Origin of the sequence: Streptomyces sp. NBC_00252 (genome assembly GCF_036187565.1) — a bacterium.
Classification (GTDB): Bacteria; Actinomycetota; Actinomycetes; order Streptomycetales; family Streptomycetaceae; genus Streptomyces.
The window spans coordinates 7,387,591-7,411,865 of the sequence record NZ_CP108087.1; the positions used below are offsets into that span (position 1 = coordinate 7,387,591).

General features: G+C 71.2%; 19 protein-coding genes. 9 read left to right on the forward strand and 10 right to left on the reverse strand.

The genetic code is table 11. From position 1 onward, the window contains the following. Positions 1-76: 76 nt before the first annotated feature. Positions 77-1,054, forward strand: a complete 978-nt coding sequence (lgt, locus tag OHT77_RS32785; RefSeq protein WP_328832027.1) for a prolipoprotein diacylglyceryl transferase — start codon at positions 77-79, stop codon at positions 1,052-1,054. Positions 1,055-1,112: 58 nt separating this feature from the next. On the opposite strand, the gene OHT77_RS32790 is transcribed toward lgt, so the two are convergent. The 7 genes from OHT77_RS32790 to OHT77_RS32820 form a co-directional block, all read right to left on the reverse strand. Continuing rightward, positions 1,113-1,925 (reverse strand): HpcH/HpaI aldolase/citrate lyase family protein, encoded by an 813-nt coding sequence (locus OHT77_RS32790; RefSeq protein WP_328832028.1) that lies wholly within the window; start codon positions 1,923-1,925, stop codon positions 1,113-1,115. Then, a complete protein-coding gene (locus OHT77_RS32795) occupies positions 1,922-3,121 on the reverse strand; it encodes a CaiB/BaiF CoA transferase family protein (protein WP_328832029.1) in 1,200 nt (399 codons plus the stop codon). Before OHT77_RS32795 ends, OHT77_RS32790 begins: the two co-directional genes overlap by 4 nt. Then, a complete protein-coding gene (rbsK, locus tag OHT77_RS32800) occupies positions 3,118-4,014 on the reverse strand; it encodes a ribokinase (protein WP_328832030.1) in 897 nt (298 codons plus the stop codon). The genes OHT77_RS32795 and rbsK overlap by 4 nt, the downstream gene beginning before the upstream one ends. After that, the gene (locus OHT77_RS32805; protein WP_328832031.1) at positions 4,011-5,366 is read right to left on the reverse strand and encodes an ADP-ribosylglycohydrolase family protein; all 1,356 of its coding nucleotides are present in this window, start codon (positions 5,364-5,366) and stop codon (positions 4,011-4,013) included. Before OHT77_RS32805 ends, rbsK begins: the two co-directional genes overlap by 4 nt. Beyond that, complete coding sequence (locus OHT77_RS32810; protein WP_328832032.1) at positions 5,354-6,538, reverse strand: ADP-ribosylglycohydrolase family protein; 1,185 nt, start codon at positions 6,536-6,538, stop codon at positions 5,354-5,356. The genes OHT77_RS32805 and OHT77_RS32810 overlap by 13 nt, the downstream gene beginning before the upstream one ends. Positions 6,539-6,546: 8 nt before the next feature. Beyond that, positions 6,547-7,896 (reverse strand): ADP-ribosylglycohydrolase family protein, encoded by a 1,350-nt coding sequence (locus tag OHT77_RS32815; protein ID WP_328832034.1) that lies wholly within the window; start codon positions 7,894-7,896, stop codon positions 6,547-6,549. 74 nt (positions 7,897-7,970) lie between these two features. Next, the gene (locus OHT77_RS32820; protein ID WP_328832035.1) at positions 7,971-9,053 is read right to left on the reverse strand and encodes an ADP-ribosylglycohydrolase family protein; all 1,083 of its coding nucleotides are present in this window, start codon (positions 9,051-9,053) and stop codon (positions 7,971-7,973) included. A gap of 281 nt (positions 9,054-9,334) precedes the next feature. Here OHT77_RS32820 and OHT77_RS32825 point away from each other — a divergent pair, with 281 nt between their 5' ends. The 3 genes from OHT77_RS32825 (at position 9,335) to OHT77_RS32835 (ending at position 16,485) form a co-directional block, all read left to right on the forward strand. After that, positions 9,335-10,066 carry a VIT1/CCC1 transporter family protein gene (locus OHT77_RS32825; protein ID WP_328832036.1) on the forward strand — a complete coding sequence of 244 codons (732 nt, stop codon included), beginning with the start codon at positions 9,335-9,337 and terminating at the stop codon, positions 10,064-10,066. A 367-nt stretch (positions 10,067-10,433) separates the two neighbouring features. Next, complete coding sequence (gltB, locus tag OHT77_RS32830; RefSeq protein ID WP_328834414.1) at positions 10,434-15,029, forward strand: glutamate synthase large subunit; 4,596 nt, start codon at positions 10,434-10,436, stop codon at positions 15,027-15,029. Continuing rightward, positions 15,022-16,485, forward strand: coding sequence for a glutamate synthase subunit beta (locus OHT77_RS32835; protein ID WP_328832038.1), 1,464 nt, complete (start codon positions 15,022-15,024; stop codon positions 16,483-16,485). Before gltB ends, OHT77_RS32835 begins: the two co-directional genes overlap by 8 nt. 129 nt (positions 16,486-16,614) lie before the next feature. On the opposite strand, the gene OHT77_RS32840 is transcribed toward OHT77_RS32835, so the two are convergent. After that, on the reverse strand, positions 16,615-17,457 hold the full coding sequence (locus OHT77_RS32840) for a chitosanase (RefSeq protein WP_328832040.1): 843 nt from the start codon (positions 17,455-17,457) through the stop codon (positions 16,615-16,617). Between the two features lie 129 nt (positions 17,458-17,586). Between OHT77_RS32840 and OHT77_RS32845 the strand changes: the two genes are divergently transcribed. The 3 genes from OHT77_RS32845 to qcrB are packed head-to-tail and all read left to right on the forward strand — an operon-like array spanning position 17,587 to position 20,655. Continuing rightward, a complete protein-coding gene (locus tag OHT77_RS32845) occupies positions 17,587-18,306 on the forward strand; it encodes a vWA domain-containing protein (protein WP_328832041.1) in 720 nt (239 codons plus the stop codon). Further along, positions 18,303-18,875 carry a HutD/Ves family protein gene (locus OHT77_RS32850; RefSeq protein ID WP_328832042.1) on the forward strand — a complete coding sequence of 191 codons (573 nt, stop codon included), beginning with the start codon at positions 18,303-18,305 and terminating at the stop codon, positions 18,873-18,875. Before OHT77_RS32845 ends, OHT77_RS32850 begins: the two co-directional genes overlap by 4 nt. A gap of 52 nt (positions 18,876-18,927) precedes the next feature. Beyond that, positions 18,928-20,655 (forward strand): cytochrome bc1 complex cytochrome b subunit, encoded by a 1,728-nt coding sequence (gene qcrB, locus OHT77_RS32855; protein ID WP_328832043.1) that lies wholly within the window; start codon positions 18,928-18,930, stop codon positions 20,653-20,655. Here qcrB and OHT77_RS32860 read toward each other — a convergent pair. Together OHT77_RS32860 and OHT77_RS32865 are read right to left on the reverse strand one after the other, a co-directional pair. After that, positions 20,630-21,598 carry an acyl-CoA dehydrogenase family protein gene (locus OHT77_RS32860; RefSeq protein ID WP_328832044.1) on the reverse strand — a complete coding sequence of 323 codons (969 nt, stop codon included), beginning with the start codon at positions 21,596-21,598 and terminating at the stop codon, positions 20,630-20,632. The genes qcrB and OHT77_RS32860 overlap by 26 nt on opposite strands. Then, the gene (locus OHT77_RS32865) at positions 21,598-22,737 is read right to left on the reverse strand and encodes an acyl-CoA dehydrogenase family protein (RefSeq protein ID WP_328832045.1); all 1,140 of its coding nucleotides are present in this window, start codon (positions 22,735-22,737) and stop codon (positions 21,598-21,600) included. Before OHT77_RS32865 ends, OHT77_RS32860 begins: the two co-directional genes overlap by 1 nt. A gap of 60 nt (positions 22,738-22,797) precedes the next feature. Between OHT77_RS32865 and OHT77_RS32870 the strand changes: the two genes are divergently transcribed. Beyond that, entirely contained in the window at positions 22,798-23,586 is a 789-nt protein-coding gene (locus OHT77_RS32870) for an SDR family oxidoreductase (RefSeq protein ID WP_328832046.1), read from the forward strand. Between the two features lie 51 nt (positions 23,587-23,637). Next, positions 23,638-24,249, forward strand: a complete 612-nt coding sequence (locus tag OHT77_RS32875) for a TetR/AcrR family transcriptional regulator (protein WP_328832047.1) — start codon at positions 23,638-23,640, stop codon at positions 24,247-24,249. The last annotated feature ends 26 nt before the right edge of the window (positions 24,250-24,275 follow it).

Sequence of the window (24,275 nt, forward strand, 5' to 3'; positions counted from 1 at the left end):
CACACCGGCCCGTTATGGAGCCGTAGCCGGGCCGCTTGCCGTGGTCACGGTCCGGCACGGTAGCGTCGACCCTGCCATGGAACTTGCCTACATTCCCAGCCCGTCGCGCGGGGTCTACCACCTCGGCCCCATTCCGCTGCGCGGCTACGCGTTCTGCATCATCATCGGCGTCTTCGTCGCCGTCTGGCTCGGCAACAAACGCTGGGTCGCCCGCGGCGGCAAGGTCGGGACGGTGGCCGACATCGCTGTCTGGGCCGTGCCGTTCGGCCTCGTCGGCGGTCGCCTGTACCACGTGATCACGGACTACGAGCTGTACTTCAGCGAGGGCCGCGACTGGGTGGACGCCTTCAAGGTGTGGCAGGGCGGCCTCGGCATCTGGGGGGCGATCGCGCTCGGCGCGGTGGGCGCGTGGATCGGCTGCCGCCGCCGTGGCATCCCGCTGCCCGCCTGGGCCGACGCGCTGGCCCCCGGCATCGCCTTCGCCCAGGCCATCGGCCGCTGGGGCAACTGGTTCAACCAGGAGCTCTACGGCCGCGAGACCCACCTCCCCTGGGCGCTGCACATCACGTCCTCGACGGACGGCCGCGTGCCGGGCTACTACCACCCGACGTTCCTGTACGAGTCGCTGTGGTGCGTGGGCGTCGGCTTCCTCGTGATCTGGGCCGACCGCCGCTTCAAGCTGGGCCACGGCCGGGCGTTCGCGCTGTACGTCGCCGCCTACTGCGTGGGCCGCGGCTGGATCGAGTACATGCGCGTCGACGACGCCCACCACTTCCTGGGCCTGCGGTTGAACGACTGGACCGCGATGATCGTCTTCGTCCTCGCGGTGGTCTACATGATCGTCTCGGCGAAGAAGCGCCCCGGCCGCGAGGAGATCGTCGAGCCCGAGACGGACACCCCGGCCGACGGAACCGACGCCGACACCGAGCCGAAGACCGACACCTCGGAGACCGCGGCCACCGACACCCCGGAGCCCGAGGCCAAGGAAGACGCCCCGGACACCGAGACCGAGGACGTCAAGAAGGACGAGCCGGAGTCGGCGAAGAAGAGCTGACAGCAGGTTCTACGACGACGAGGGCGCCCCGGGTCAGACGGGGCGCCCTCGTCGTGTGTCAGGTGCGGCGGGCCAGCGACAGGGTCCGCTGGGCCGCAGCCACCACCGCCGCGTCGATGAACCGCCCGTCGGCGAGCGCCTGCGCGCCCTCCTCCGCCATGGCCGCCTTGACGATGGTCTCGGCCTCCTCGATCTCCCGCTCGGTCGGCAGGAACGCCCTCTCGATGACCGGGAGTTGACGCGGATGGATCGCCGCACGGCCCAGGAAACCCAGGGCACGGCCGCGCGCGCACGAGACCGCCAGGGCGTCCAGATCGCGGATGTCCGGATGGACCGACTGCGGCGGCGGCGCCAGCCCCGCAGCCCGCGCCGCGACGATCACCCGGGACCGCGGCCAGTCCAGGCCCGCGTCCTCCCGCACCCCCAGGTCGGCCCGTAGATCCGCCTCCCCGAGCGCGATCCCGTGCACGGAGGGATGCGCGCCGGCGATCGCGAAGGCCCGCTCGACACCGAGGGCCGTTTCCAGAAGGGCGTACAGCGGGAGGCCGCGGGCCTTCTCCGCCACGGCTACGACGTCCTCCGCCGCTGTCACCTTCGGGAGCCGCAGGCCGGACACGCCCGGCAGGGGTGCGAGCGTGCGGAGATCGTCGGCGGCCCAGGGGGTGTCGAGGGCGTTCACGCGGACGTGGACGTCGGGCCGGGGCTCCGAGAGCAGCTCCGCCGTGGCCGCGCGGGCGTACTCCTTGCGGTCCGGGGCGACCGCGTCCTCCAGGTCCACGACGACCACGTCCGCGCCGGCCGCGAGCGCCTTGGCCACGACCGGCGGGCGGTCGCCGGGGACGTAGAGCCAGGTCAGGGGGTGCGGGGTCACAGGGCGCCCGCCTGCCGGAGAGTGGCCAACTCGGTCTCGGTCAGGCCGAGTTCGGCCAGGACCGTGTCCGTGTCGGCGCCGTGCGGGCGGCCGGTCCAGCGGATCGCGCCGGGGGTGGCGGAGAGGCGGAAGAGGACGTTCTGCATGCGGAGCGGGCCGAGTTCGGGGTCGTCGACCGTGGTGATCGTGTCGAGGGCCCGGTACTGCGGGTCCTCCATGACGTCCCGGACGTCCTGGATCGGGGCGACCGCCGCCTCCGCCTTCTCGAACGCGGCCAGCACCTCCGCGCGGCTGCGTCGGGCGATCCAGTCGCCGACCGCCGCGTCCAGGACGTCGGCGTGCCGGGCCCGGTCCGCGCCCGTCGCGAACCAGGGTTCGTCGACCAGTTCCGGGCGGCCGACCAGGCGCATCACGCGCTCGGCGATCGACTGCGCCGAGGTGGAGACGGCGACCCAACCGCCGTCCGCCGTACGGTAGGTGTTGCGTGGGGCGTTGTTCTGGGAGCGGTTGCCGGTGCGCGGCTGGACGTGACCGAGCTGGTCGTACCAGAGGGGCTGCGGGCCCAGCGCGGTGAGGATCGGTTCGATGATCGCCATGTCCACCACCTGCCCCTCACCGGTGCGGTCACGTGCGGCGAGAGCGGTCATCACCGCGTATGCCGTCGCCAGGCCCGCGATCGAGTCGGCGAGGCCGAAGGGCGGGAGCGTCGGAGGCGCGTCCGGCTCGCCGGTGATCGCGGCGAAACCGCTCATCGCCTCGGCGAGGGTGCCGAAGCCGGGGCGGTGCGCGTAGGGGCCGAACTGACCGAAGGCGGTGACCCGGGCGAGCACCAACTTCGGGTTGGCGGCGGAGAGTTCGGCCCAGCCGAGGTCCCACTTCTCCAGGGTGCCGGGGCGGAAGTTCTCGATGATCACGTCGGCGGTCGTGGCCAGCCGGAGCAGGGTGTCGCGCCCGCCCGGCTTCGACAGGTCGAGGGTGATCGCGCGCTTGTTCCGGCCGAGGAGCTTCCACCACAGGCCGATGCCGTCCTTGGAGGGGCCGTGGCCCCGGGAGGGATCCGGCTTGGTGGGATGCTCGACCTTGATGACCTCGGCGCCGAAGTCACCGAGCATGGTGGCGGCGAGAGGCCCGGCGAAGAGCGTCGCGAGGTCCAGAACACGCAGCCCCGACAAGGGAGTTGAGGTCGGCTCGGTCATGAGGCGTACTGCTTGTCGATCTCCGCGCGGAACGGCATCGACGCCGTCGCGCCGGGCCGCTGCACCGACAGGGCCGCCGCCGCTGCCGCCCAGGCCAGCGCGTCCCGCATCGGACGGCCCTCGGCGAGCGCCACCGCGAGCGCCCCGACGAAGGTGTCGCCCGCGCCCGTCGAGTCCACGGCGGTCACCTGAGGCGCGGGAACGAGAAACGGCTCGGCGCCCCTGGCCGCGTACAGACTGCCCGACGCGCCCAGCGTGACGATCACCTCGGGCACCTGGTCGAGCAGGGCCGTCGCCGCCTCGCGCGGGTCGGTGCGGCCGGTGAGGGCGGTGGCCTCGTGCTCATTGGGGACCAACAGGTCGACGGCGGCCAGGAGTTGGGGCGGCAGGGGCTGGGCCGGGGCGGGGGTGAGGATCGTCCGGACGCCGTGGCGGCGGGCCGCCTCCGCGCCCGCGATGACCGCGACCAGCGGGATCTCCAGCTGGAGGAGCAGGGCGTCGGCCGTGGCGATCGTCGCCTCGTCGCCGGGGGCGAGGTGGTCGACGGTGCCGTTGGCGGCGGGGATGACGACGATCGCGTTGCCGCCCTCGTCGTCCACGACGATGTGCGCGGTGCCGGACGGCCCCTCGACGGTGCGCAGATGGTCGGTGTCCACTCCGGAGTGCTCGAAGGTGGCGCGGAGTTGGGCGCCGTAGGCGTCGTTGCCGACCGCGCCGACGATCGTGACGTCGGTCGCGCCCGCGTGGGCCGCGGCGATCGCCTGGTTGGCGCCCTTGCCGCCGGGGATCGTGCGGAACTCCCGTCCGGTGACGGTCTCTCCGCGTTGCGGGGCCTTCTCGACGTAGGCGACGAGGTCCATGTTCGTGCTGCCGAGCACGGCGATGTGGGTCATGGGCGGGCGGTCTCCTGGTGGGTGAGCCGGGCGAGGGTGTCGAAGCCGATGCCGTTGAAGTCGCCTACGGAGGTGGCGAGCCGGTTCTTGAGCGGGGCCGTCCAGCGGTCGGGGAGCGCGGTGTCCGAGACGAGGGCGGCGATGCCGCCGACCGTGGCGCCGTTGGAGTCGGTGTCCCAGCCCCCGGACACGGCACGGCAGATGGAGCCGGTGAAGTCGCCGTCCGCGTGGGTGAGGGCGGCGGTGATCAGGGCGGTGTTGGGGATCGCGTGGACCCAGTGGTGGGTCGGGCCGTAGGTGGCGTGGAGTTCGTCCACCACCTCGTCGAAGTCCCGGTGTTTCCGGGCCAGTTGGAGGGCGTGCTGAATCGCCTTGGCCAGGCGGGAGTTGGGCGGGATCACCGTCAGGCCGGTGCGCAGGCAGGTGTGGATGTCGTGGGTGCCGGTGTTCGCGGTGGCGATGACGGCGGCCGTGAACATCGCCGCGTAGACGCCGTTCGCGGTGTGGGTCAACGTGGCGTCGCGGTGGGCCTGTTCGGCGGCGGCGCCCGGGTTTCCGGGGTTGGTCCAGCCGTGCACGTCGGCACGGATCAGGGCGCCGATCCACTCGCGGAACGGGTTGCGGTGACGGGCCGTGCGCGGGGGTTCGAGGCCGGTGAGGAGGTTGCGGTAGGCGATGCGTTCGGCGGTGAAGGTGCGGCCTGCGGGGAGTTCGTCGAGCCAGAGCTTCGCCACGTCGGCGGTGGTGAAGTCCCTGCCGTGGCGCTGTAGCAACAGGAGGTTCAACAGGGGGTAGTTGAGGTCGTCGTCCTCGGGCATGCCGTCGATGTTCTCGGCCAGCGAGGTGGGGGCGGAGCGGCGGTTCCAGGGATGGGCGGCGAGGAGGTCGGCGGGGACGCCCCGGGCGGTGAAGTACGTGGTGAGGGGCCAGTTGCCGGTGGCGCGGGCGAGTCGGCGGATGCCGTCGAGGGTGATCTTCTCCACGGGTTTGCCGAGGAGGCAGCCGACCGCGCGACCCAGCCAGGCGGCCTCGAAGAGGGCCGGGCGGGGTGGGGAAGTGGCCTGTGCGGCGGGCCAGTTGGGGCACAGGGCCTTGATGCGTGCCAGGTCGGTGGGCTCCTGGTCCGCCAATCCGCTGGGCAGGTCGGCCAGTTCGTCCAGCAGGTCCTCCGCGAGCAACCGGAGATAGCGGGTGGGGAGTTCGGGGGACGCGCCCGCCCGTTCCGGTGCCTCCGCGCCGCCCGCCGCCCGCCAGCGCGCCGCGACGGCCGACGGTTCGCGGCCGTCCTGGGCGGCCTGGCGCAGCTCGTGGCCGAGCAGGTCCTCCGGCTGGACCCAGGTCAGTCGGAGCACCGCAGCCCCCCGATCTCGCTGAACGCCGCCTCGTGGGCCCGGCGTCGGAGGACATCGCGCTCGAACACCTCGCGGGTGACGGCGGTGAGCGTCGTCGCCGGTTCCCACAGGTCCAGGCGGCTGGCCTCGGCGACCGTCTTCGACCAGTCCTGCGGGACCGTCGAACCCAGGGCGCCCGCGACCGCGCCGGCCATCGTCGCGATCGAGTCGCAGTCCCGGCCGTAGTTCACCGAACCCAGCACCGCGTGCCGGAAGTCGCCGCCCGAGACCACCAACATGCCCAGCGCGACCGGGAGTTCCTCGATCGCCTTCGTGCGGGAGGGGCGACGGGCGTCCAGGGACGGCGCGCGGTAGTCGGGACCGACGGTGTCGTACGGCGCGATCGCCTCCCGCAGCGGGCCGAGCGCCGACTCGAAGTCCGAGTACCCGGCGGCCACTTCGCAGACCTTCTCGATGGCGGTGCGGGTCCCGTCCTTCGCCAGGGCGAGGCAGGCGGCCACGACCGAGTCGGGGGTCGCGCCCGGTACGCAGGCCGCGGCCACCGCCGCCGCGAAGACACCGGCTGCCTCACGGCCGTACGACGACTGGTGGGCGCCCGCGATGTCGAGGGCCTCGGCGTAAGCGCCCGCCGGATGGGCCGCGTTGACCAGGCCGACCGGTGCCATGTACATCGCGGCACCGCAGTTGACGATGTTGCCGACGCCGGCCTCGCGGGGGTCGACATGGCCGTAGTGCAGGCGGGCCGCGAGCCACTTCTCCGCGAGGAAGACGCGCTGGAGCGGGATGGCCTCCGCCTCCAACTCCGGGATCCAGCGCGGGGTTTGCATGAGGTCCGGGACGAGGTGGTCGGCCACGGAGTACGCGTCCAGGTGGTCGCGGACGGTCGCGTAGACCCGTACCAGCGCGTGGGTCATCAAGGTGTCGTCGGTGACGTGGCCGTCGCCCTTGTGGTATGGCGCGATCGGGCGGGCGGTGCGCCAGTCGTCGCCGTTCCAGGGGCCGACGATGCCGTGGACGCGACCGGAGTGGCGTTCGAGGATCTGGTCGGGGGAGTAGCCCTCGACGGGACCGCCGAGGGCGTCGCCGACCGCCGCGCCGACCAGGGCGCCGGTGATCCTCTCCTGAAGGCTGCTTTCTGGTTCTTCAGGACCTTTGGGTTCTTTGGGTGGCATGCACCGAATCATCCTCCTGGTGGGGCCGGTTGTGTGGCTTCCAGGAGTTCGGCGAGTTCCACGAGGTCCGTGCCGGTGAGGCGGGGGAGGGCGCAGCCGGAGAGGGTGCGGCAGGCGTCCCGCCAGGTTTCGGGGATCGCCCGGCCGCCGCTGAGTGCTCCGGTGAGAGCGCCCACGAGGGCCGGGGCGGAGTCGGCGACGCGGGAGAGACAGGCCGCGGCGGGGACCGCCTCCGCGATACGGCCCCGGGAGGCCGTCGCCAACGCCAGGGCCACCGGGACGGTTTCGGCCGCCGCGATGCCGTAGCTGTAGACGTGGTCGACGATCTGGTGTTCCAGGAGGGGGATCAGGGCGAACGCGCTGTCGCTGTCCTGGGCCAACTTCAGTGCGTGGCGGGCGTTGCGGCCGATTTCCGTGGCCTCCGGGAGTTCGGCGAGGGCCGCCGCCACGCAGTCGTCCACGGCCGTGCCCACCAGGGCGAGGGAGAGGGCCGCGGCCATCGCTCTCGCGCCGTGGACTCCGTCGCCGTCCTGGGTGTAGTGGGCGTCGAACTCGGCGAGGGCGGCGGCGCGTTGGGGGTCGCCGGGGTGCGCCACCGCCAGGACGCAGGCTCTGATGCAGGCCGCGTCGTCGAAGTAGTGGGGGTTGTCGTGGCCTGTCGCGGGTGGGCGCAGGCCCGCGGCCAGGTTGCCGAGGCCTGCCCTTACCGAGATGCGGGCTCTGAGGGGGAGTACGGCGGATTCGACCTCCGGGGCGCGGTCCGCCGCGGCGGCGACCTCGCTGGCGATGGCGTTCCATGTGAGGTCGATGGCCGCGCGGGTCCGGCGTTCTCTGCTGAGGTCGCCCAGGACTGTGTCGTCGCCTGCCTTCAGTACGGCTTCTGCGGCGAAGGCCGCCCATTCGGCGTCGTCGGAGGGGCCCAGGCGCAGGGGCTCGGGGGGTTGGTTCAGGGCGATGGGGACGGGGAGGGTGGTGGTCGCGTTCTGCTCGGCGAAGGTGTCCAGTTCGCGGGTGAGGCGGCGGGTCCACTCCGGCATCCGAGCGGCGCGGTGCCGTGCGGCGGGCCAACCGGCGGCATCTCCTGCGGCGAGCCCGAGCAGCAGCCCCTCGACGCGCTTCGCCTCGGCTCCGCCATCGTCTCCGTTGTTCCCACCCGCACCACCCGTACCACTTTCGTCGTCGGGTGCGGGTGGCCCCTGTGGGGCGCGATCGCCGTTGGCGGCCGACTCGTTGAGGGGGGCGGGGGCGGGCGGGTGGAGATGGGTGGTGGGTGGTGCGGGTGGCCCCTGTGGGGCGTAATCGCCGTTGGCGGCCGGCTCGTTGAGGGGGGTGGGGGCGGGCGGCGCCTGCGTGGCCAACTCGCCTTCCGCCGTCCCGAGTTCAGCCCTGTACCCAACCGGCCCCAAGACGTCACCCCCGCTCTCCCGCTCCCTCACAGCCGCACCTCGTCCTCATCCGCAGCCAGCACATACTCCCGTTGCTCCCCTCGGGCCGCACCGCCCGCCCCCCACTTCCCGCCCTCCCCGGGAACCAGCAACTCCGCGATGTCCAGCACGTGGTGGCCGGCCATCGCCGGTAGGCAGCTTCCCCGGGCCGGGCCGATTGCCGCTGCCCAGTCGGGCGGGATTGAGGACGCGCCCCGGGTTGCGCCCGCCAGGGCGCCTGCCACCGCCGCCGTCGTGTCCGCGTCGCGGCCCATGTTCACCGCCGTGAGGACTGACTCCGTGAAGTCGCCGTCCGCTGCGGCATACGCGCCGAAGGCCAGCGCCACGGCCTCGGGGGCCAGGTCGGTCCACGGGTAGCCGCCGATGACGACCGCGGAGCGGACCGCGCGTTCGCCTCGGTGGGCCACCGCCACCGCGCGGCGGAGGGAGCGGGCGGTCCAGGAGTCGTCCGGGACGACCGCGAGGGCGGAGGCGACGACCGCGATGGTGGGGGCGCCCGCCATCGCCGCCGCGACACCCGCCGCCACCGCCTGGCCGCCGTAGATGCCCTCGCCGTCGTGGCTCACCGAACCGTCGATCGCGACCAGGCGGGCCGCCTCCGCGGGACGGCCCGCCGCGAAGACGCCGAAGGGGGCAGCCCGCATGGCCAGGCCGTCGCTCCAGGCGTGGCGGTGTTGTGCCGAGATCGGGGCGGCCAGGCCTCTGCGGAGGTTCTCCAACGTGCCGCGTTCACTGAAACCCGCGCCCCGGAACGGGCCCTCGTCCCGGTCCGCGATCCACTCGTGCCAGGCCGCCTCCACATGGGTCGGGGTGAGGGCCGAGCCGTGGCGGGCCAGGAGGAGGCCGGAGAAGATCGCGTACTCCGTGTCGTCCGTGCCCGCCGGGTTCTCCGCGACGTAACCCGTGATGCGGCCCCAACGGGCCCGGATTTCCGAGGGCTTCATGTTCTCCGCCGGTGCGCCGAGGGCGTCTCCCACCGCGAGGCCGAGCAGCGCGCCACGCGCCCGCTCGCGGAGTTCGGTGGCGTTCTTGGGCGCCGGGACCGGGGGAATGCAGGCGATCGATGCCATACGCGGCCTCTCCTACGGGGTTCCCTCAGGGCGCCTCAGGGCGCGGAACCCTTTGCGGATGTCTCCCACGGGAGGCCTTCGGCAGAGCCTGACGGAGCGCAGCATCACCCGGTCGACATCTGATCAAGCTATGTCACGGATGAGCGTTCGAGGGTAAAGCCGCAGGTTAGCCCAGCCTTTCCTTGCTGGTGAGCGGGAAATGAAAGGCTTATGTTGAGTGTTGTCAAAGAGTAGAACTCATCCAAACTTAGCCTTACCTTAGCCTCCTGGGGGATCACCGCATGGCCATCATCGAGACCGAGGCGACGCTCCACGAGACGCACCGCGACAACCACACCCACCGTGATGTGAACGGCGGCTGGCTGCGCCCCGCGGTGTTCGGCGCGATGGACGGTCTCGTCTCCAACCTCGCCCTGATGACCGGTGTCGTCGGCGGCGCCGTCAGTCACCAGACCGTCGTCATCACCGGGCTCGCCGGACTCGCGGCCGGTGCCTTCTCCATGGCGGCCGGCGAGTACACCTCCGTCGCCTCCCAGCGCGAGCTGGTCGAGGCCGAGCTCGACGTCGAGCGCCGCGAGCTGCGCAAGCACCCGGAGGACGAGGAAGGGGAGCTCGCCTCTCTGTATGTGTCCCGCGGTGTGGAGCCCGCGCTGGCCCGTGAGGTCGCGAAGCAGTTGTCCCGTGACCCCGAGCAGGCCCTCGAGATACATGCCCGGGAAGAGCTGGGCATCGATCCCGGCGATCTGCCCTCTCCCCTTGTCGCCGCCGTCTCTTCCTTCGGGGCCTTCGCGCTCGGCGCGCTTCTTCCCGTACTGCCGTTCCTGCTGGGGGCGACCTCGCTGTGGCCCGCGCTGCTGCTCGCGCTGGTCGGACTCTTCGGGTGCGGTGCCGTGGTGGCCCGGGTGACCGCGCGGTCCTGGTGGTTCAGCGGGCTGCGTCAGCTCACGCTGGGCGGTGCGGCGGCCGGTGTGACGTACGCCCTGGGCACCCTGTTCGGAACGGTCGTAGGATAGCTCGACGCGCACTTATGCGCTGGGTCGCATAAGTAGCCGTTACTCGCTGGTTTCGAACGCTTAACCACCGGGCATGAGCCGTAAGCGCTGTGGGCAATGACGCCTGTGGCACACCCGCGGGATGGGCGACAACGCTCCCTCTGCCCCGGACCGACGGACATCGATCTGTCCGCTTAGGTCCCCTTAACTTCCACCGCCTGTGCGGTGCCGCGCCGCCACCCTGCGGCGTCCGCATGTTGGAACGCAGTATCCGGTTCCCGAGAACCGCTCCATCATGTAACCTGCACGAAATTTTGCACTCACTTCGCAGAGGGCCAGCGTCGTCCCTATGCACCACGCATATGTCACGACGACGACGGGAGAGCCGATGCGTACGCCGCGCCAGCCGTCCCAGCACACCGCGAATGGCCAGAACTGGTCCTTCATGGATGCTCGCCCTGCCGCGCAGGGTATGTACGACCCCCGTAACGAGCACGACGCCTGTGGCGTCGGCTTCGTGGCCACCCTCACCGGCGAGGCGAGCCACGCGCTGGTCGAGCAGGCGCTCACAGTGCTGCGCAACCTGGAGCACCGCGGTGCGACCGGTGCCGAGCCCGACTCGGGCGACGGCGCGGGCATCCTGTCCCAGGTGCCGGACGCCTTCTTCCGGGAGGTGGCCGGATTCGATCTGCCCGCCGCCGGTGGTTACGCGGTCGGTATCGCCTTCCTGCCCGTGGACGGCGCGGATGCGACCGTCTCACAGGTCGAGACGATCGTCGCCGAGGAGGGCCTCACGGTTCTCGGATGGCGCGAGGTGCCGACCGCGCCCGAACTCCTCGGCGCCACGGCCCGTTCGACCATGCCCCTCTTCCGTCAGCTCTTCGTGAGCGACGGGCAGAGCCAGGGCATCGACCTCGACCGCAAGGCGTTCGCGCTGCGCAAGCGCGCCGAACGCGAGGCCGGCGTCTACTTCCCGTCGCTCTCCGCGCGGACCATCGTCTACAAGGGCATGCTCACCACCGGTCAGCTGGAGCCCTTCTTCCCGGACCTGTCCGACCGGCGCTTCGCCTCCGCGATCTCGCTCGTGCACTCCCGGTTCTCCACGAACACCTTCCCGTCGTGGCCCCTCGCCCACCCATACCGCTTCGTCGCGCACAACGGCGAGATCAACACGGTCAAGGGCAACCGCAACTGGATGGCGGCCCGCGAGTCCCAGCTCGTCTCCGACCTCTTCGGCGACCAGGACAAGCTCGACCGCGTCTTCCCGATCTGCACGCCGGACGCCTCCGACTCCGCGTCCTTCGACGAGGTGCTCGAACTCCTGCACCTGGGCGGGCGTTCGCTGCCGCACTCGGTGCTGATGATGATCCCGGAGGCGTGGGAGAACCACGACTCCATGGACCCGGCCCGCCGCGCCTTCTACCAGTTCCACGCCACGATGATGGAGCCGTGGGACGGTCCGGCCTGTGTCACCTTCACCGACGGCACCCAGGTCGGCGCGGTCCTCGACCGCAACGGCCTGCGCCCCGGCCGTTACTGGGTCACCGACGAGGGCCTCGTCGTCCTCGGCTCCGAGGTCGGCGTCCTCGACATCGACCCCGCGAAGGTCGTCCGCAAGGGCCGCCTCCAGCCCGGCCGCATGTTCCTCGTGGACACCGCCGAGCACCGCATCATCGAGGACGACGAGATCAAGGCCGGCCTCGCCGCCGAGAAGCCGTACGGCGACTGGCTCGAAGCCGGTGAGATCGAGCTGTCCGACCTCCCCGAGCGTGAGCACATCGTGCACACCCACGCCTCGGTCACCCGCCGCCAGCAGACCTTCGGCTACACCGAGGAGGAGCTGCGCGTCATCCTCGCGCCGATGGCCAAGGCCGGTGCGGAGCCGATCGGTTCGATGGGCACCGACTCGCCGATCGCCGCGCTGTCCGCCCGGCCCCGGCTGCTCTTCGACTACTTCACCCAGCTGTTCGCGCAGGTCACCAACCCGCCGCTGGACGCGATCCGCGAGGAGCTGGTCACCAGCCTGCGTTCCTCGCTCGGCCCGGCGAGCAACCTGCTGGAGCCGACGGCCGCTTCCTGTCGTAGCGTCACCCTGCCCTTCCCGGTGATCGACAACGACGAGCTGGCCAAGCTCATCCACATCAACGCCGACGGTGACATGCCCGGCATGAAGGCCGCGACCCTCTCCGGTCTGTACCGGGTCTCCGGCGGCGGCGACGCCCTCGCGGCCCGCCTCACCGAGATCTGCACCGAGGCCGACGCCGCGATCGAGAACGGCGCCCGCCTGATCGTCCTCTCGGACCGGCACTCCGACGCCGAGCACGCGCCGATCCCCTCGCTGCTGCTCACCGCCGCCGTCCACCACCACCTCATCCGCACCAAGCAGCGCACCCAGGTGGGCCTGCTGGTGGAGGCCGGTGACGTCCGCGAGGTCCACCACGTCGCCCTGCTCATCGGCTTCGGCGCCGCCGCGGTGAACCCGTACCTGGCGATGGAGTCCGTCGAGGACCTCGTCCGCGCGGGCACGTTCCTCACCGACATCGAGGCCGAGCAGGCCATCCGCAACCTGATCTACGCGCTCGGCAAGGGCGTCCTCAAGGTCATGTCCAAGATGGGCATCTCGACGGTCGCCTCCTACCGTGGTGCCCAGGTCTTCGAAGCGGTCGGCCTGGACGAGCGGTTCGTCAACGCCTACTTCAGCGGTACGGCCACCAAGATCGGCGGCGTCGGCATCGACGTCATCGCCAAGGAGGTCGCCGCCCGCCACGCGAAGGCGTACCCGGCGAGCGGCATCGCGCCCGCGCACCGCGCCCTCGACATAGGCGGCGAGTACCAGTGGCGCCGCGAGGGCGAGCCGCACCTGTTCGACCCGGAGACGGTCTTCCGCCTCCAGCACTCGACGCGGACCAACCGCTACGACATCTTCAAGAAGTACACGGACCGCGTGAACGAGCAGTCCGAGCGGCTGATGACCCTGCGCGGGCTCTTCGGCTTCAAGTCGGACCGCCCGTCGATCTCCATCGACGAGGTCGAGCCCGTCTCCGAGATCGTCAAGCGCTTCTCCACCGGCGCCATGTCGTACGGCTCCATCTCCCTGGAGGCGCACGAGACGCTCGCCATCGCCATGAACCAGCTGGGCGGCAAGTCCAACACCGGCGAGGGCGGCGAGGACGCGGACCGGCTCTACGACCCGGCCCGGCGCAGCGCCATCAAGCAGGTCGCCTCCGGCCGCTTCGGCGTCACCTCCGAGTACCTCGTCAACGCGGACGACATCCAGATCAAGATGGCCCAGGGCGCCAAGCCCGGCGAGGGCGGCCAGCTGCCCGGCCACAAGGTCTACCCGTGGGTCGCCAAGACGCGTCACTCGACGCCCGGCGTCGGTCTCATCTCGCCGCCGCCGCACCACGACATCTACTCCATCGAGGACCTCGCCCAGCTGATCCACGACCTGAAGAACGCGAACCCGCAGGCGCGGATCCACGTGAAGCTGGTCTCCGAGGTCGGTGTCGGCACGGTCGCCGCCGGTGTCTCCAAGGCGCACGCGGACGTCGTCCTCATCTCCGGCCACGACGGCGGCACGGGCGCCTCTCCGCTCACGTCTCTGAAGCACGCCGGTGGACCTTGGGAGTTGGGCCTCGCCGAGACCCAACAGACCTTGCTGCTCAACGGACTTCGGGACCGGATCGTCGTCCAGACCGACGGCCAGCTGAAGACCGGCCGTGACGTCGTCATCGCCGCGCTGCTCGGCGCCGAGGAGTTCGGTTTCGCGACCGCGCCGCTCGTCGTCTCCGGCTGCGTCATGATGCGCGTCTGCCACCTCGACACCTGCCCGGTCGGCATCGCCACCCAGAACCCGGTGCTGCGCGACCGGTTCGCGGGCAAGGCCGAATACGTCGTGAACTTCTTCCAGTTCATCGCCGAAGAGGTCCGCGAGATCCTCGCCGAGCTGGGCTTCCGCACCATCGAGGAAGCCGTCGGCAAGGCCGGCACGCTCGACGTCGAGCGCGCCGTGGACCACTGGAAGGCGCAGGGCCTCGACCTCGCCCCCCTCTTCTACGTCCCCGAACTCCCGGACGGCGCCGCCCTCCACCAGGTCGTCAAGCAGGACCACGGCCTGGAGAAGGCGCTCGACAACGAGCTGATCAAGCTCGCCGCCGACGCGCTCGCCGCGTCCAGTGCCACCGACGCCCAGCCGGTCCGCGCGCAGGTCGCGATCCGCAACATCAACCGCACGGTCGGCACCATGCTCGGCCACGAGGTGACGAAGAAGTTCGGCGGGGCGGGTCTGCCCGACGACACCATCGACATCACCTTCACCGGCTCGGCCGGCCAGTCCTTCGGCGCCTTCCTCCCGCGCGGTGTCACGCTGCGCCTGGAGGGCGACGCCAACGACTATGTGGGCAAGGGCCTTTCGGGCGGCCGGGTCATCGTCCGCCCCGACCGGGGCGCCGACCACCTCGCCGAGTTCTCCACCATCGCGGGCAACACCATCGCCTACGGCGCGACCGGCGGCGAGCTGTTCCTGCGCGGGCGTACCGGCGAGCGGTTCTGTGTCCGCAACTCCGGTGCCACCGTGGTCTCCGAGGGCGTGGGCGACCACGGCTGCGAGTACATGACCGGCGGCCGGGCGGTCGTCCTGGGCGAGACCGGCCGCAACTTCGCGGCGGGCATGTCCGGCGGCATCGCCTACGTCATCGACCTGAACCCCGACAACGTGAACGTCGGGAACGCGGGCGCCGTCGAGGAGCTGGACGACACCGACAAGCAGTGGCTGCACGACGTGGTGCGCCGACACGCCGAGGAGACCGCCTCGACGGTCGCCGAGAAGCTGCTCGCCGAGTGGTCCGTGTCCGTGGAGCGCTTCAGCAAGATCATCCCCAGTGCCTACAAGGCAGTGCTCGCCGCCAAGGACGCCGCCGAGCGAGCGGGTCTCTCCGAGACCGAGATCACCGAGAAGATGATGGAGGCGGCGATCAATGGCTGACCCGAAGGGCTTTCTGAACCACGGGCGCGAGGTCGCCAAGTCCCGCCCCGTGGACGTCCGTCTCAAGGACTGGAACGAGGTCTACGTCCCCGGTTCGCTGCTGCCGATCATCGGCAAGCAGGCCGGCCGCTGCATGGACTGCGGTATCCCGTTCTGCCACAACGGCTGTCCGCTGGGGAACCTCATCCCCGAGTGGAACGACTACGCCTACCGCGGGGACTGGACGGCTGCGTCGGAGCGTCTGCACGCCACCAACAACTTCCCCGAGTTCACCGGGCGGTTGTGCCCCGCGCCGTGCGAGGCGGCCTGTGTGCTGGGCATCAACCAGCCGCCGGTCACCATCAAGAACGTCGAGGTCTCCATCATCGACAAGGCGTGGGAGACGGGCGACGTCGCCCCGCAGGCCCCCGAGCGCCTCTCCGGCAAGACCGTCGCGGTCATCGGCTCGGGCCCGGCGGGCCTCGCCGCCGCGCAGCAGCTCACCCGGGCGGGCCACACCGTCGCCGTCTACGAGCGCGCGGACCGCATCGGGGGCCTTCTCCGGTACGGCATCCCCGAGTTCAAGATGGAGAAGCGGCACATCAACCGCCGTATCGAGCAGATGCGCGCGGAGGGCACCCGCTTCCGCACCGGCATCGAGATCGGCGTCGACCTCAAGGCCACCGACCTGCGCAAGCGCTACGACGCGGTCGTCATCGCCGCCGGCTCCACCACCGCCCGCGATCTCCCCGTCCCCGGGCGGGAGTTGACCGGCGTCTACCAGGCGATGGAGTACCTGCCCCTGTCGAACAAGGTCCAGGAAGGCGACTACGTCACCGCCCCGGTCTCGGCCGAGGGCAAGCACGTCGTCGTCATCGGCGGCGGCGACACCGGCGCCGACTGCGTCGGTACGGCGCACCGCCAAGGGGCCGCGTCCGTCACGCAGTTGGAGATCATGCCCCGCCCGGGCGACGAGCGGAACGCGGTCGCGCAGCCCTGGCCGACCTTCCCGATGCTCTACAAGGTGACCTCCGCGCACGAGGAGGGCGGTGAGCGGGTCTACTCCGTCAACACCACCCACTTCGAGGGCGACGAGGACGGCAACGTCCAGTGGCTGCACCTCGTCGAGGTCGAGTTCGTCGACGGCAAGCTGACCCAGAAGCCCGGCACCGAGCGCAAGATCCCGGCCCAACTGGTCACCCTGGCCATGGGGTTCACCGGCACCGACCGCGAGAACGGTCTCGTCGACCAGTTCGCCCTGGACCTCGACGAGCGCGGCAACATCGCCCGTGACGCCGACTTCCAGACCAACGTCCCCGGCGTCTTCGTCGCCGGTGACGCGGGCCGCGGCCAGTCCCTCATCGTCTGGGCGATCGCGGAGGGCCGCTCGGCGGCACGCGGAGTCGACCGTTTCCTGGCGGGCGCCAGCGAACTGCCGGCGCCGATCCGGCCGACGGACCGGGCCTTGATGGTCTGACGGTGCACGGGCCTGACGGCCCGTCAAAAACGTCCCGCACAATGGCGTGCGGAACAGAGCGCGGCGCTTGCCCAGTCCCCGACCGGACCGGCAGGCGCCGTGGCGCGTCCGGGGTCGGCTCCCGCTCCTCTAAGGCACCTTGTACGTCTCCCCGTACACCTTCCACACCAGCGGTGTCCGCAGCTCCAGGTTCCCCTCGTCCAGGAACTTGCGCTGGGCCGTGTCGATGCGGGTGGTGTCGATGCCGGGGTGCTTGGCGCGCATCGTGGCCCGGCGGATGTCGAGGAAGGCGCTCAAGTAGGCCTTCTCGGAACCCCCTTCGGCAGGCGTCCTCACCCGCCGCATCGCGCGCTCCCGGATGCCGTAGAAGCCGTCCGTGCCCGGGCCGTGGAAGACGATCGCGTCGTAGTAGATGAACTGGCCCAGCGGGCCCAGGCCGTCGCGCTGCGCCGTGCTGACGGCGGGGTCGAAGTAGATGCGGTCGCGCTCCGCGTCCTGCGCCGCCTGGAAGGCCGGGACCTTCGCCTCGGCGCGCCAGGCGGCCGGGAAGCCGGGGTCCAGGCCCTCGTGCGAGGCCGTGCCGTCGACCTTGCGCAGGGCGGGGAGGTAGCGGGCGAGGCCGTTGCCGGGGTGGGCCGCGGTGTAGTGCTCGACCAGGACGAGCAGGTCGTGGGTGCCGGTGCAGAAGCCGATGATGCCCGCGGTGTAGCCCTGTCCGTCGCCGATGTCCTGCACATAGCCGTACGCGCTGCGCCAGTCGAGGGTGGAGTTCTCGGCGCTGGCCACCAGCTCCTGGGCGAGGTCCTTCATGGCCGGCGCGGCCAGGCCCTCCGGCGCTCTGCGCTGCGTCGCGGCGGACGCGGACGGGTGCGCGGGGCGCGGGTCGTCGTGGGCGGAGGGCGAGATGCCGTAGGCCGTCGCGGCGATGGCGACGGGTACGGCGGCGAGCATCAGGACGCCGGCGCGTTTCATGGGGCCAGCGTAAGTGCGGTTACGTCCCTATTCCGGGGGTTGGGGGGACATTGAACCTGCCGGGGGCGCGTGGCGTAATCTCGGCCTTTTCGATCTCGGAGTTTTCGCCTCGGTCCGAAGGGAGCCCCTGTGCCCGCGATCTCGCTCAGCAAGGTCGAGGAGACCGCGCCCGCGCTGGTCAGCCTGTACAAGACCGCCGGGGTCTCGCTCCGGAAACACGGTCTGGACGGGCAGCGGGCGGCCGTCTATCTCGTGGTCGACTACTCGGGTTCCATGAAGCCGTACTACAGGGACGGCAGCGTGCAGGCCCTGGCGGACCGGGTGTTGGGCCTCTCGGCGCACCTCGACGACGACGGGACGGTGCCGGTCGTCTTCTTCTCGACGGACGTCGACGCGGTCACCGACATCGCGCTGGCCGACCACGAGGGCCGGATCGAGCGGATCGTCGCCGGGCTCGGGCACATGGGCAAGACCAGCTACCACCTGGCCATGGACGCCGTCATAGACCACTACCTCGACAGCGGCGCCACGGACCCGGCCCTCGTCGTCTTCCAGACCGACGGCGGCCCCATCAACAAGCTGGCCGCGGAACGGTATGTGTGCAAGGCGGCGAGGCTCCCGATCTTCTGGCAGTTCGTCGGGTTCGGCGACCGGAAGAGCAAGCAGTTCGAATTCCTGCGCAGACTCGACGAGTTGGCGGTGCCGCAGAAGCGGCCGATCGACAACGCGGGCTTCTTCCACGCCGGTTCGGATCCGCTGAAGCTGACCGACGCGGAACTCTACGACCGGCTCGTGGGCGAGTTCCCGCAGTGGCTGGCGGCGGCGCGCGAGCGGGGGTTCGTCCAGTGATCCGGGTCCTGCCCGCTTCGGCGCGAACCGCCTTGCCCTGGAAGAACGGTGGCGGTGTCACGCGCGAGATCGCCGCCTGGCCCGAAGGCGCGGGCATGGCCGACTTCGGGTGGCGGGTGAGCCTCGCCGAGGTCGCGGCGGACGGTCCGTTCTCGGCCTTTCCGGACGTCGACCGGACCCTCACCGTGGTCGAGGGCGCCGGCATGGACCTGACCGTGGACGGCGAACGGCGACTGGTCGACACCCGTTACGAACCACGGGATTTCCGAGGCGACGTACCGACCGACTGCGTGCTCCTGGACGGCCCCGTCGTCAACCTCAACGTGATGTGGCGCAGGGGCGCCGGCCCTACGGCGCCCACGGTGGCCGTCGTCCGGGGACGGCTGCGGCTGGGCGCGGACGTGCTGGTGGTGGCGCTGGACGGGACCGCCGAGGTGGCCGGAGTGACCCTCCGGCCTTATGACGCCGTCCAGTTGGGCGGCGAGGCCGCGGTGCTGCACGCGCACGGCCTGAGCGCGGTGATCGGAATCGGCGGGCTGGATCTCCCTGCTGACGCACCGTTGGCTTAGCCGGTCCACCGTGGCACGCTGTCCGTGAACCGACGGGGAGGGCGGCCCACCCATGGACGGCGCACGACCGGCGAACGGATCGGTGAACGGATCGGCGAACGGTGCCGGGGATGCCACGCGGCCGGTCAACGGCTCGGCGGACAGCGGCAGTCGGCGCCTTGAGTCAGGCGGCCGGCGCCCCGAGCCCGGCAAAGGGGAGAAGCTCGCCGACTGGGCGGACGGACGGCTCGGGCTGTACGCCATCGCCAAGTCCAATATGCGCAAGGTCTTCCCGGACCACTGGTCCTTCATGCTGGGCGAGATCTGCCTCTACAGCTTCCTCGTCCTGATCCTCACCGGCATCTATCTCACCCTGTTCTTCGAGCCGAGCGGCGTCGAGGTCATCTACCACGGGTCATACACGCCGTTGAACGGCATCCCGATGACCCGGGCCTACGAGTCGGCGCTCGACATCAGCTTCGACGTGCGCGGCGGGCTGCTGATCCGGCAGATCCACCACTGGGCGGCCGTGGTGTTCATCGCCGGGATGCTCACCCACATGATGCGGGTGTTCTTCACCGGCGCGTTCCGCAAGCCGCGCGAGGTCAACTGGGTGTTCGGCTGGACCCTGTTGTTCCTCGGCATCCTCACCGGACTGACCGGCTACTCGCTCCCCGACGACCTGCTGTCCGGCACCGGCATCCGCTTCGCCGACGGCGCGATGCTGTCCGTGCCGATCGTCGGCACGTACATGTCGATGTTCCTGTTCGGCGGGGAGTTCCCGGGGCACGACATCATCTCGCGGCTCTTCCCGATCCATGTCCTGCTGCTGCCGGGGATCATGCTGGGCCTGGTGGTCGCGCACCTGATCCTGGTCTTCTACCACAAGCACACGCAGTACCCCGGCGCCGGACGCAACGAGAAGAGCGTGGTCGGCAGCCCCTTCCTGCCGGTCTACACCGCCAAGGCGGGCGGCATGTTCTTCCTCGTCTTCGGCGTCCTCGCGGTGATGGGCGGGATCGCCAGCATCAACCCCGTGTGGGCCTTCGGACCGTACCGGCCTGACCTGGTGACCACCGGCGCGCAGCCCGACTGGTACCTCGGCTTCTCCGAGGGGCTGATCCGGGTGATGCCGGGATGGGAGATCAACGCCTGGGGCCACACACTGGAGTTGGGCGTCTTCATCCCCTTCACGCTGTTCCCGCTGATCCTCGCGGCCATCGGCGCCTACCCGTTCATCGAGGCCTGGATCACCGGCGACAAACGCGAGCACCACATCCTGGACCGGCCGCGCAACATGCCCGTGCGCACCGGGCTCGGGGTGGCCTGGCTGAGTCTGTACGGGGTGCTGCTGATCGGCGGCGGCAACGACGTCGTGGCCACGCACCTGAACCTGTCGATCAACGCGATCACCTGGTTCGTGCGGGTCTCCTTCTTCGTCATGCCCGTCCTCGCGTTCCTGGTCACCAAACGCGTCTGCCTCGGGCTCCAACGCCGGGACCGGGACAAGGTGTTGCACGGCCGCGAGTCCGGCCTGATCAAGATGCTGCCGCACGGCGAGTACGTCGAGGTGCACGACCCCCTCACCCAGGACGAGCGGTTCAGGCTCACCCAGCACGAGCAGGAACCGCCGTACGCGATCGGTCCCCTCGTCGACGCGAACGGTGTCCAGCGGCAGGTCAAGGGCGGTCAGCGGGTGCGGGCCCGGCTCGCGAAGGCGATGTTCGGACCCGAGGCGCGCATCCCGAAGCCGACGGCGGAGGAGTACAAGGAACTCACGAGCGGCGACCACCACCACTGAGCCCGTCGAGCACGGCGGCCCGGCACTCGCCCGGGCTGCCCCAACTCGACCGCAGGGCACGGGCCTTGGTCAGCCACAGCGACAGGTCGTACTCGGCGGTGTAGCCGATCGCCCCGTGCAGCTGGAGCGCCGTCCGGGCCGCCCGGTACGCCGCCTCGCACGCGGTGACCTTCGCGGCGGCCACGTCGGCGGGGTCCATGGCGAGCGCGGCCCCGAAGAGCAGCGGCCGCGCGAACTCCAACGCGACCTTGGTGTCGGCCAGTTGATGCTTGACCGCCTGGAAGGAGCCCACGGCCACCCCGAACTGGGTCCGCTGCTTCACATAGGCCACGGTCCTGTCGAGCAACGCCAGCCCCACCCCGAGAGCCTGGGCGGCGGTCGCCAGCCGCGCCCAGGTGAGGGCGTGGGCCAACGGCGGTTCCGGGGTCAGGAGTTCACCACCGGGGAGGAGCCGGGTGAGCCGGCGTGCCGGGTCGAGCGACGCGCGTACGGGACCGTGGCCGGGCGCGCCGCGCAGCCCGTCGGCGTCCCAGGCCAGGCGGATCGTCGCCACGTCACCGTCCAGTGCGTACGACCCCGCGGGCGCCGCCGTGGCCACCGCCTCGCCCGCCGTCAGTGCGGGCAACAGCCGTTTGGCCGGGCCGGGTTCGGCCAGCAGCGCGGCCGCCATGACCGTCTCCACCAGCGGCCCCGGCACCGCGTGCCGCCCCAACTCCACAAAAGCCACGGCGAGTTCGACCGGCCGGGGCCCGAACCCCTCGTACGCCTCGGGCACCGCCAGCGCGAACACCCCCGCCTCCGCGACACGGCGCCACAACGCCAGCCCGCTCCCGTGCTCGCCGCGGCTCCACGCCCGGACGGCCGACGGGGTGTCCGCCGCCGTCAGCATCGCGTCCAACGAGTCGGCGAACGCCCGCTGTTCGGGGTCCAGGAGGAAGCGCATCAGCGGCGGCCCTTCGGCAGGCCGAGCAGGCGCTCGGCGATGATGTCGCGCTGGATCTCGTTCGTCCCGGCGTAAAGGGGACCCGCGAGGGAGAAGACATACCCCTCGGCCCAGTCGGTGTCCGCGAACTCGCCCTCCTCGCCGAGCAGTTCGAGGGCCGTCTCGTGCAGGGCGATGTCGTACTCGGACCAGAAGACCTTGTTCAGGCTGGACTCCGGGCCGATGGACCCGCCGTCGAGGAAGCGGGAGGCGTTGGCGTAGGTGAAGAGCTGGTAGGCGCGGGCGCCGATCACGGCGTCGGCCACCTGGTCCCGCAGCTCCGGTGAACTGCCCCGCGCCCGCCAGAGGCCGAGGAGGCGGTCGGCGGAGGCGAGGAAGCGGCCCGGGGAGCGGAGGGTGAGCCCGCGTTCGTTGCCCGCGGTCGACATCGCGACCCGCCAGCCCTGGCCGGGCTCCCCGATCACGTCCTCGTCGGGAACGAAGACGTCGTCCAGGAAGAGTTCCGCGAAGGCGGGCTTGCCGTCGAGACGGCCGATCGGACGGACCGTGACGCCGGGTGCGCGCAGGTCGAACATCAGGTAGGTCAGGCCCTGATGGGGCTTCGGGGTGTCGGGTTCGCCGCGGAACAGGCCGAACGCGCGGTCCGCGAAGGCCGCCCGCGACGACCACGTCTTCTGCCCGCTCAGCAGCCAGCCGCCGTCCGTACGCACCGCGCGCGAGGTGAGGGAGGCCAGGTCGGACCCCGCCTCCGGCTCCGACCACGCCTGCGCCCACACCACTTCACCGGTCGCCATCGCGGGCAGCACACGCGCGCGCTGCTCGTGCGTGCCGTGGTCGAAGAGGGTCGGGGCGAGCAGGTTGATGCCGTTCTGGCCGACCCGGCCCGGGGCGCCCGCCGCGTAGTACTCCTCCTCGAAGACCAGCCACCGCACGATGTCCACGCCCCGGCCGCCGTACTCCTCGGGCCAGGACACCACCGACCAGCGGTCCGCGGCGAGTCGGGCCTCCCAGACGCGGTGCGCGGCGAAGCCCTCCTCCGTCTCGAGGGAGGGCAGGGGTGCGGCCGGCACGTGCGCGCGCAGCCAGGCGCGGGCCTCGGCGCGGAACTCCTCCTCGGCGGACGTGAAGTCGAGGTCCATGCGGCCGTCCCTCCTCAACAGTCCTTCCCTAACAAGTGTTTGGTAGGTTAGCGTGGGCCCATGACAGGCGTCGAGAGTCCGGCACACGTCCCCGGGCACGGGCTGCTGAAGGGGCGCACCGCCGTCGTCACCGCCGCCGCCGGCGCGGGCATCGGCGGCGCCACCGCACGCCGCTTCCTGGAGGAGGGCGCGCGCGTCCTGATCAGCGACGCGCACACACGCCGGCTGAAGGAGTACGAGGCCGAGCTGGCCCGGGAGTTCGGGCCGGAGGCGGTCGCCGCGCTGCCGTGCGACGTCACCGACGAGGCGCAGGTGGGGGCGCTGTTCGAGGCGGCCGTCGCGGCGCACGGGCGGCTGGACGTCGTCGTCAACAACGCTGGTCTGGGCGGGACTTCGGACCTCGTCGACATGACCGACGAGCAGTGGTCGAAGGTCCTGGACGTGACGTTGAACGGCACCTTCCGCTGCACCCGGGCGGCCCTGCGCGCGATGCGCGGGACGGGTGGCGGGGTGATCGTGAACAACGCCTCCGTCGTCGGCTGGCGCGCCCAGGCCGGGCAGGCGCACTACGCGGCGGCCAAGGCGGGCGTGATGGCGCTGACCCGGTGCGCGGCGATCGAGGCCGCCGCGTACGGGGTGCGGGTCAACGCGGTCTCGCCGAGCCTCGCCATGCACCCGCACCTGGTGAAGGTGACGACGCCCCAGCTGCTCGCGGAGCTCACCGCGCGCGAGGCCTTCGGGCGGTACGCGGAGCCCTGGGAGGTCGCCAACGTGATCGTGTTCCTCGCCTCGGACTACTCCTCGTACATGACCGGCGAGGTCGTGGCCGTCAGCAGCCAGCATGCCTAGCGGCGCGAGGGCGCGAGCGGGCGCCCGGTGCCGGGGCACGACAATGGTGCCGTGCCGACCAAGAAGAAACCCCCGGTGACCGCCGCCCCGGCCCGCCGCCGTGAACTCCTCGACACGGCGGCCGAGGTCTTCGCCGAGCAGGGGTACAACGCCACCACCGTCCGGAAGATCGCCGACCACGCGGGCATGCTCGCGGGCAGCCTCTACTACCACTTCGACTCCAAGGAATCGATGCTGGAGGAGATCCTGCGGACCTTCCTCGACGAGCTGTGGGGCGGCTACGACACCGTCCTGGACGCCGAGTTGGGGCCGCGCCAGACACTCGAAGCACTGGTCACCGAGTCGTTCCGGGAGATCGACCGGCACCGCGCCGCCGTCGCGATCTACCAGAAGGAGAGCAAGCAGCTGGTCGCGCAGGAGCGGTTCGCGTTCCTCGCCGAGTCTCAGCGCAAGTTCGAGAAGGCGTGGCTGTCCACGCTGGAGCGCGGGGTCGCCGCCCGGGTCTTCCGCGCCGACCTCGACGTCCGGCTCACCTACCGGTTCGTCCGGGACACGGTGTGGGTCGCCGCGTCCTGGTACCGGCCGGGCGGACAGCACAGCGCCGAGGAGATCGCCCGGCAGTACCTGTCGATGGTGCTGGACGGGATCGCCGTACGCACATAACTCACAGCTCTGCATGGGGAGTCGAC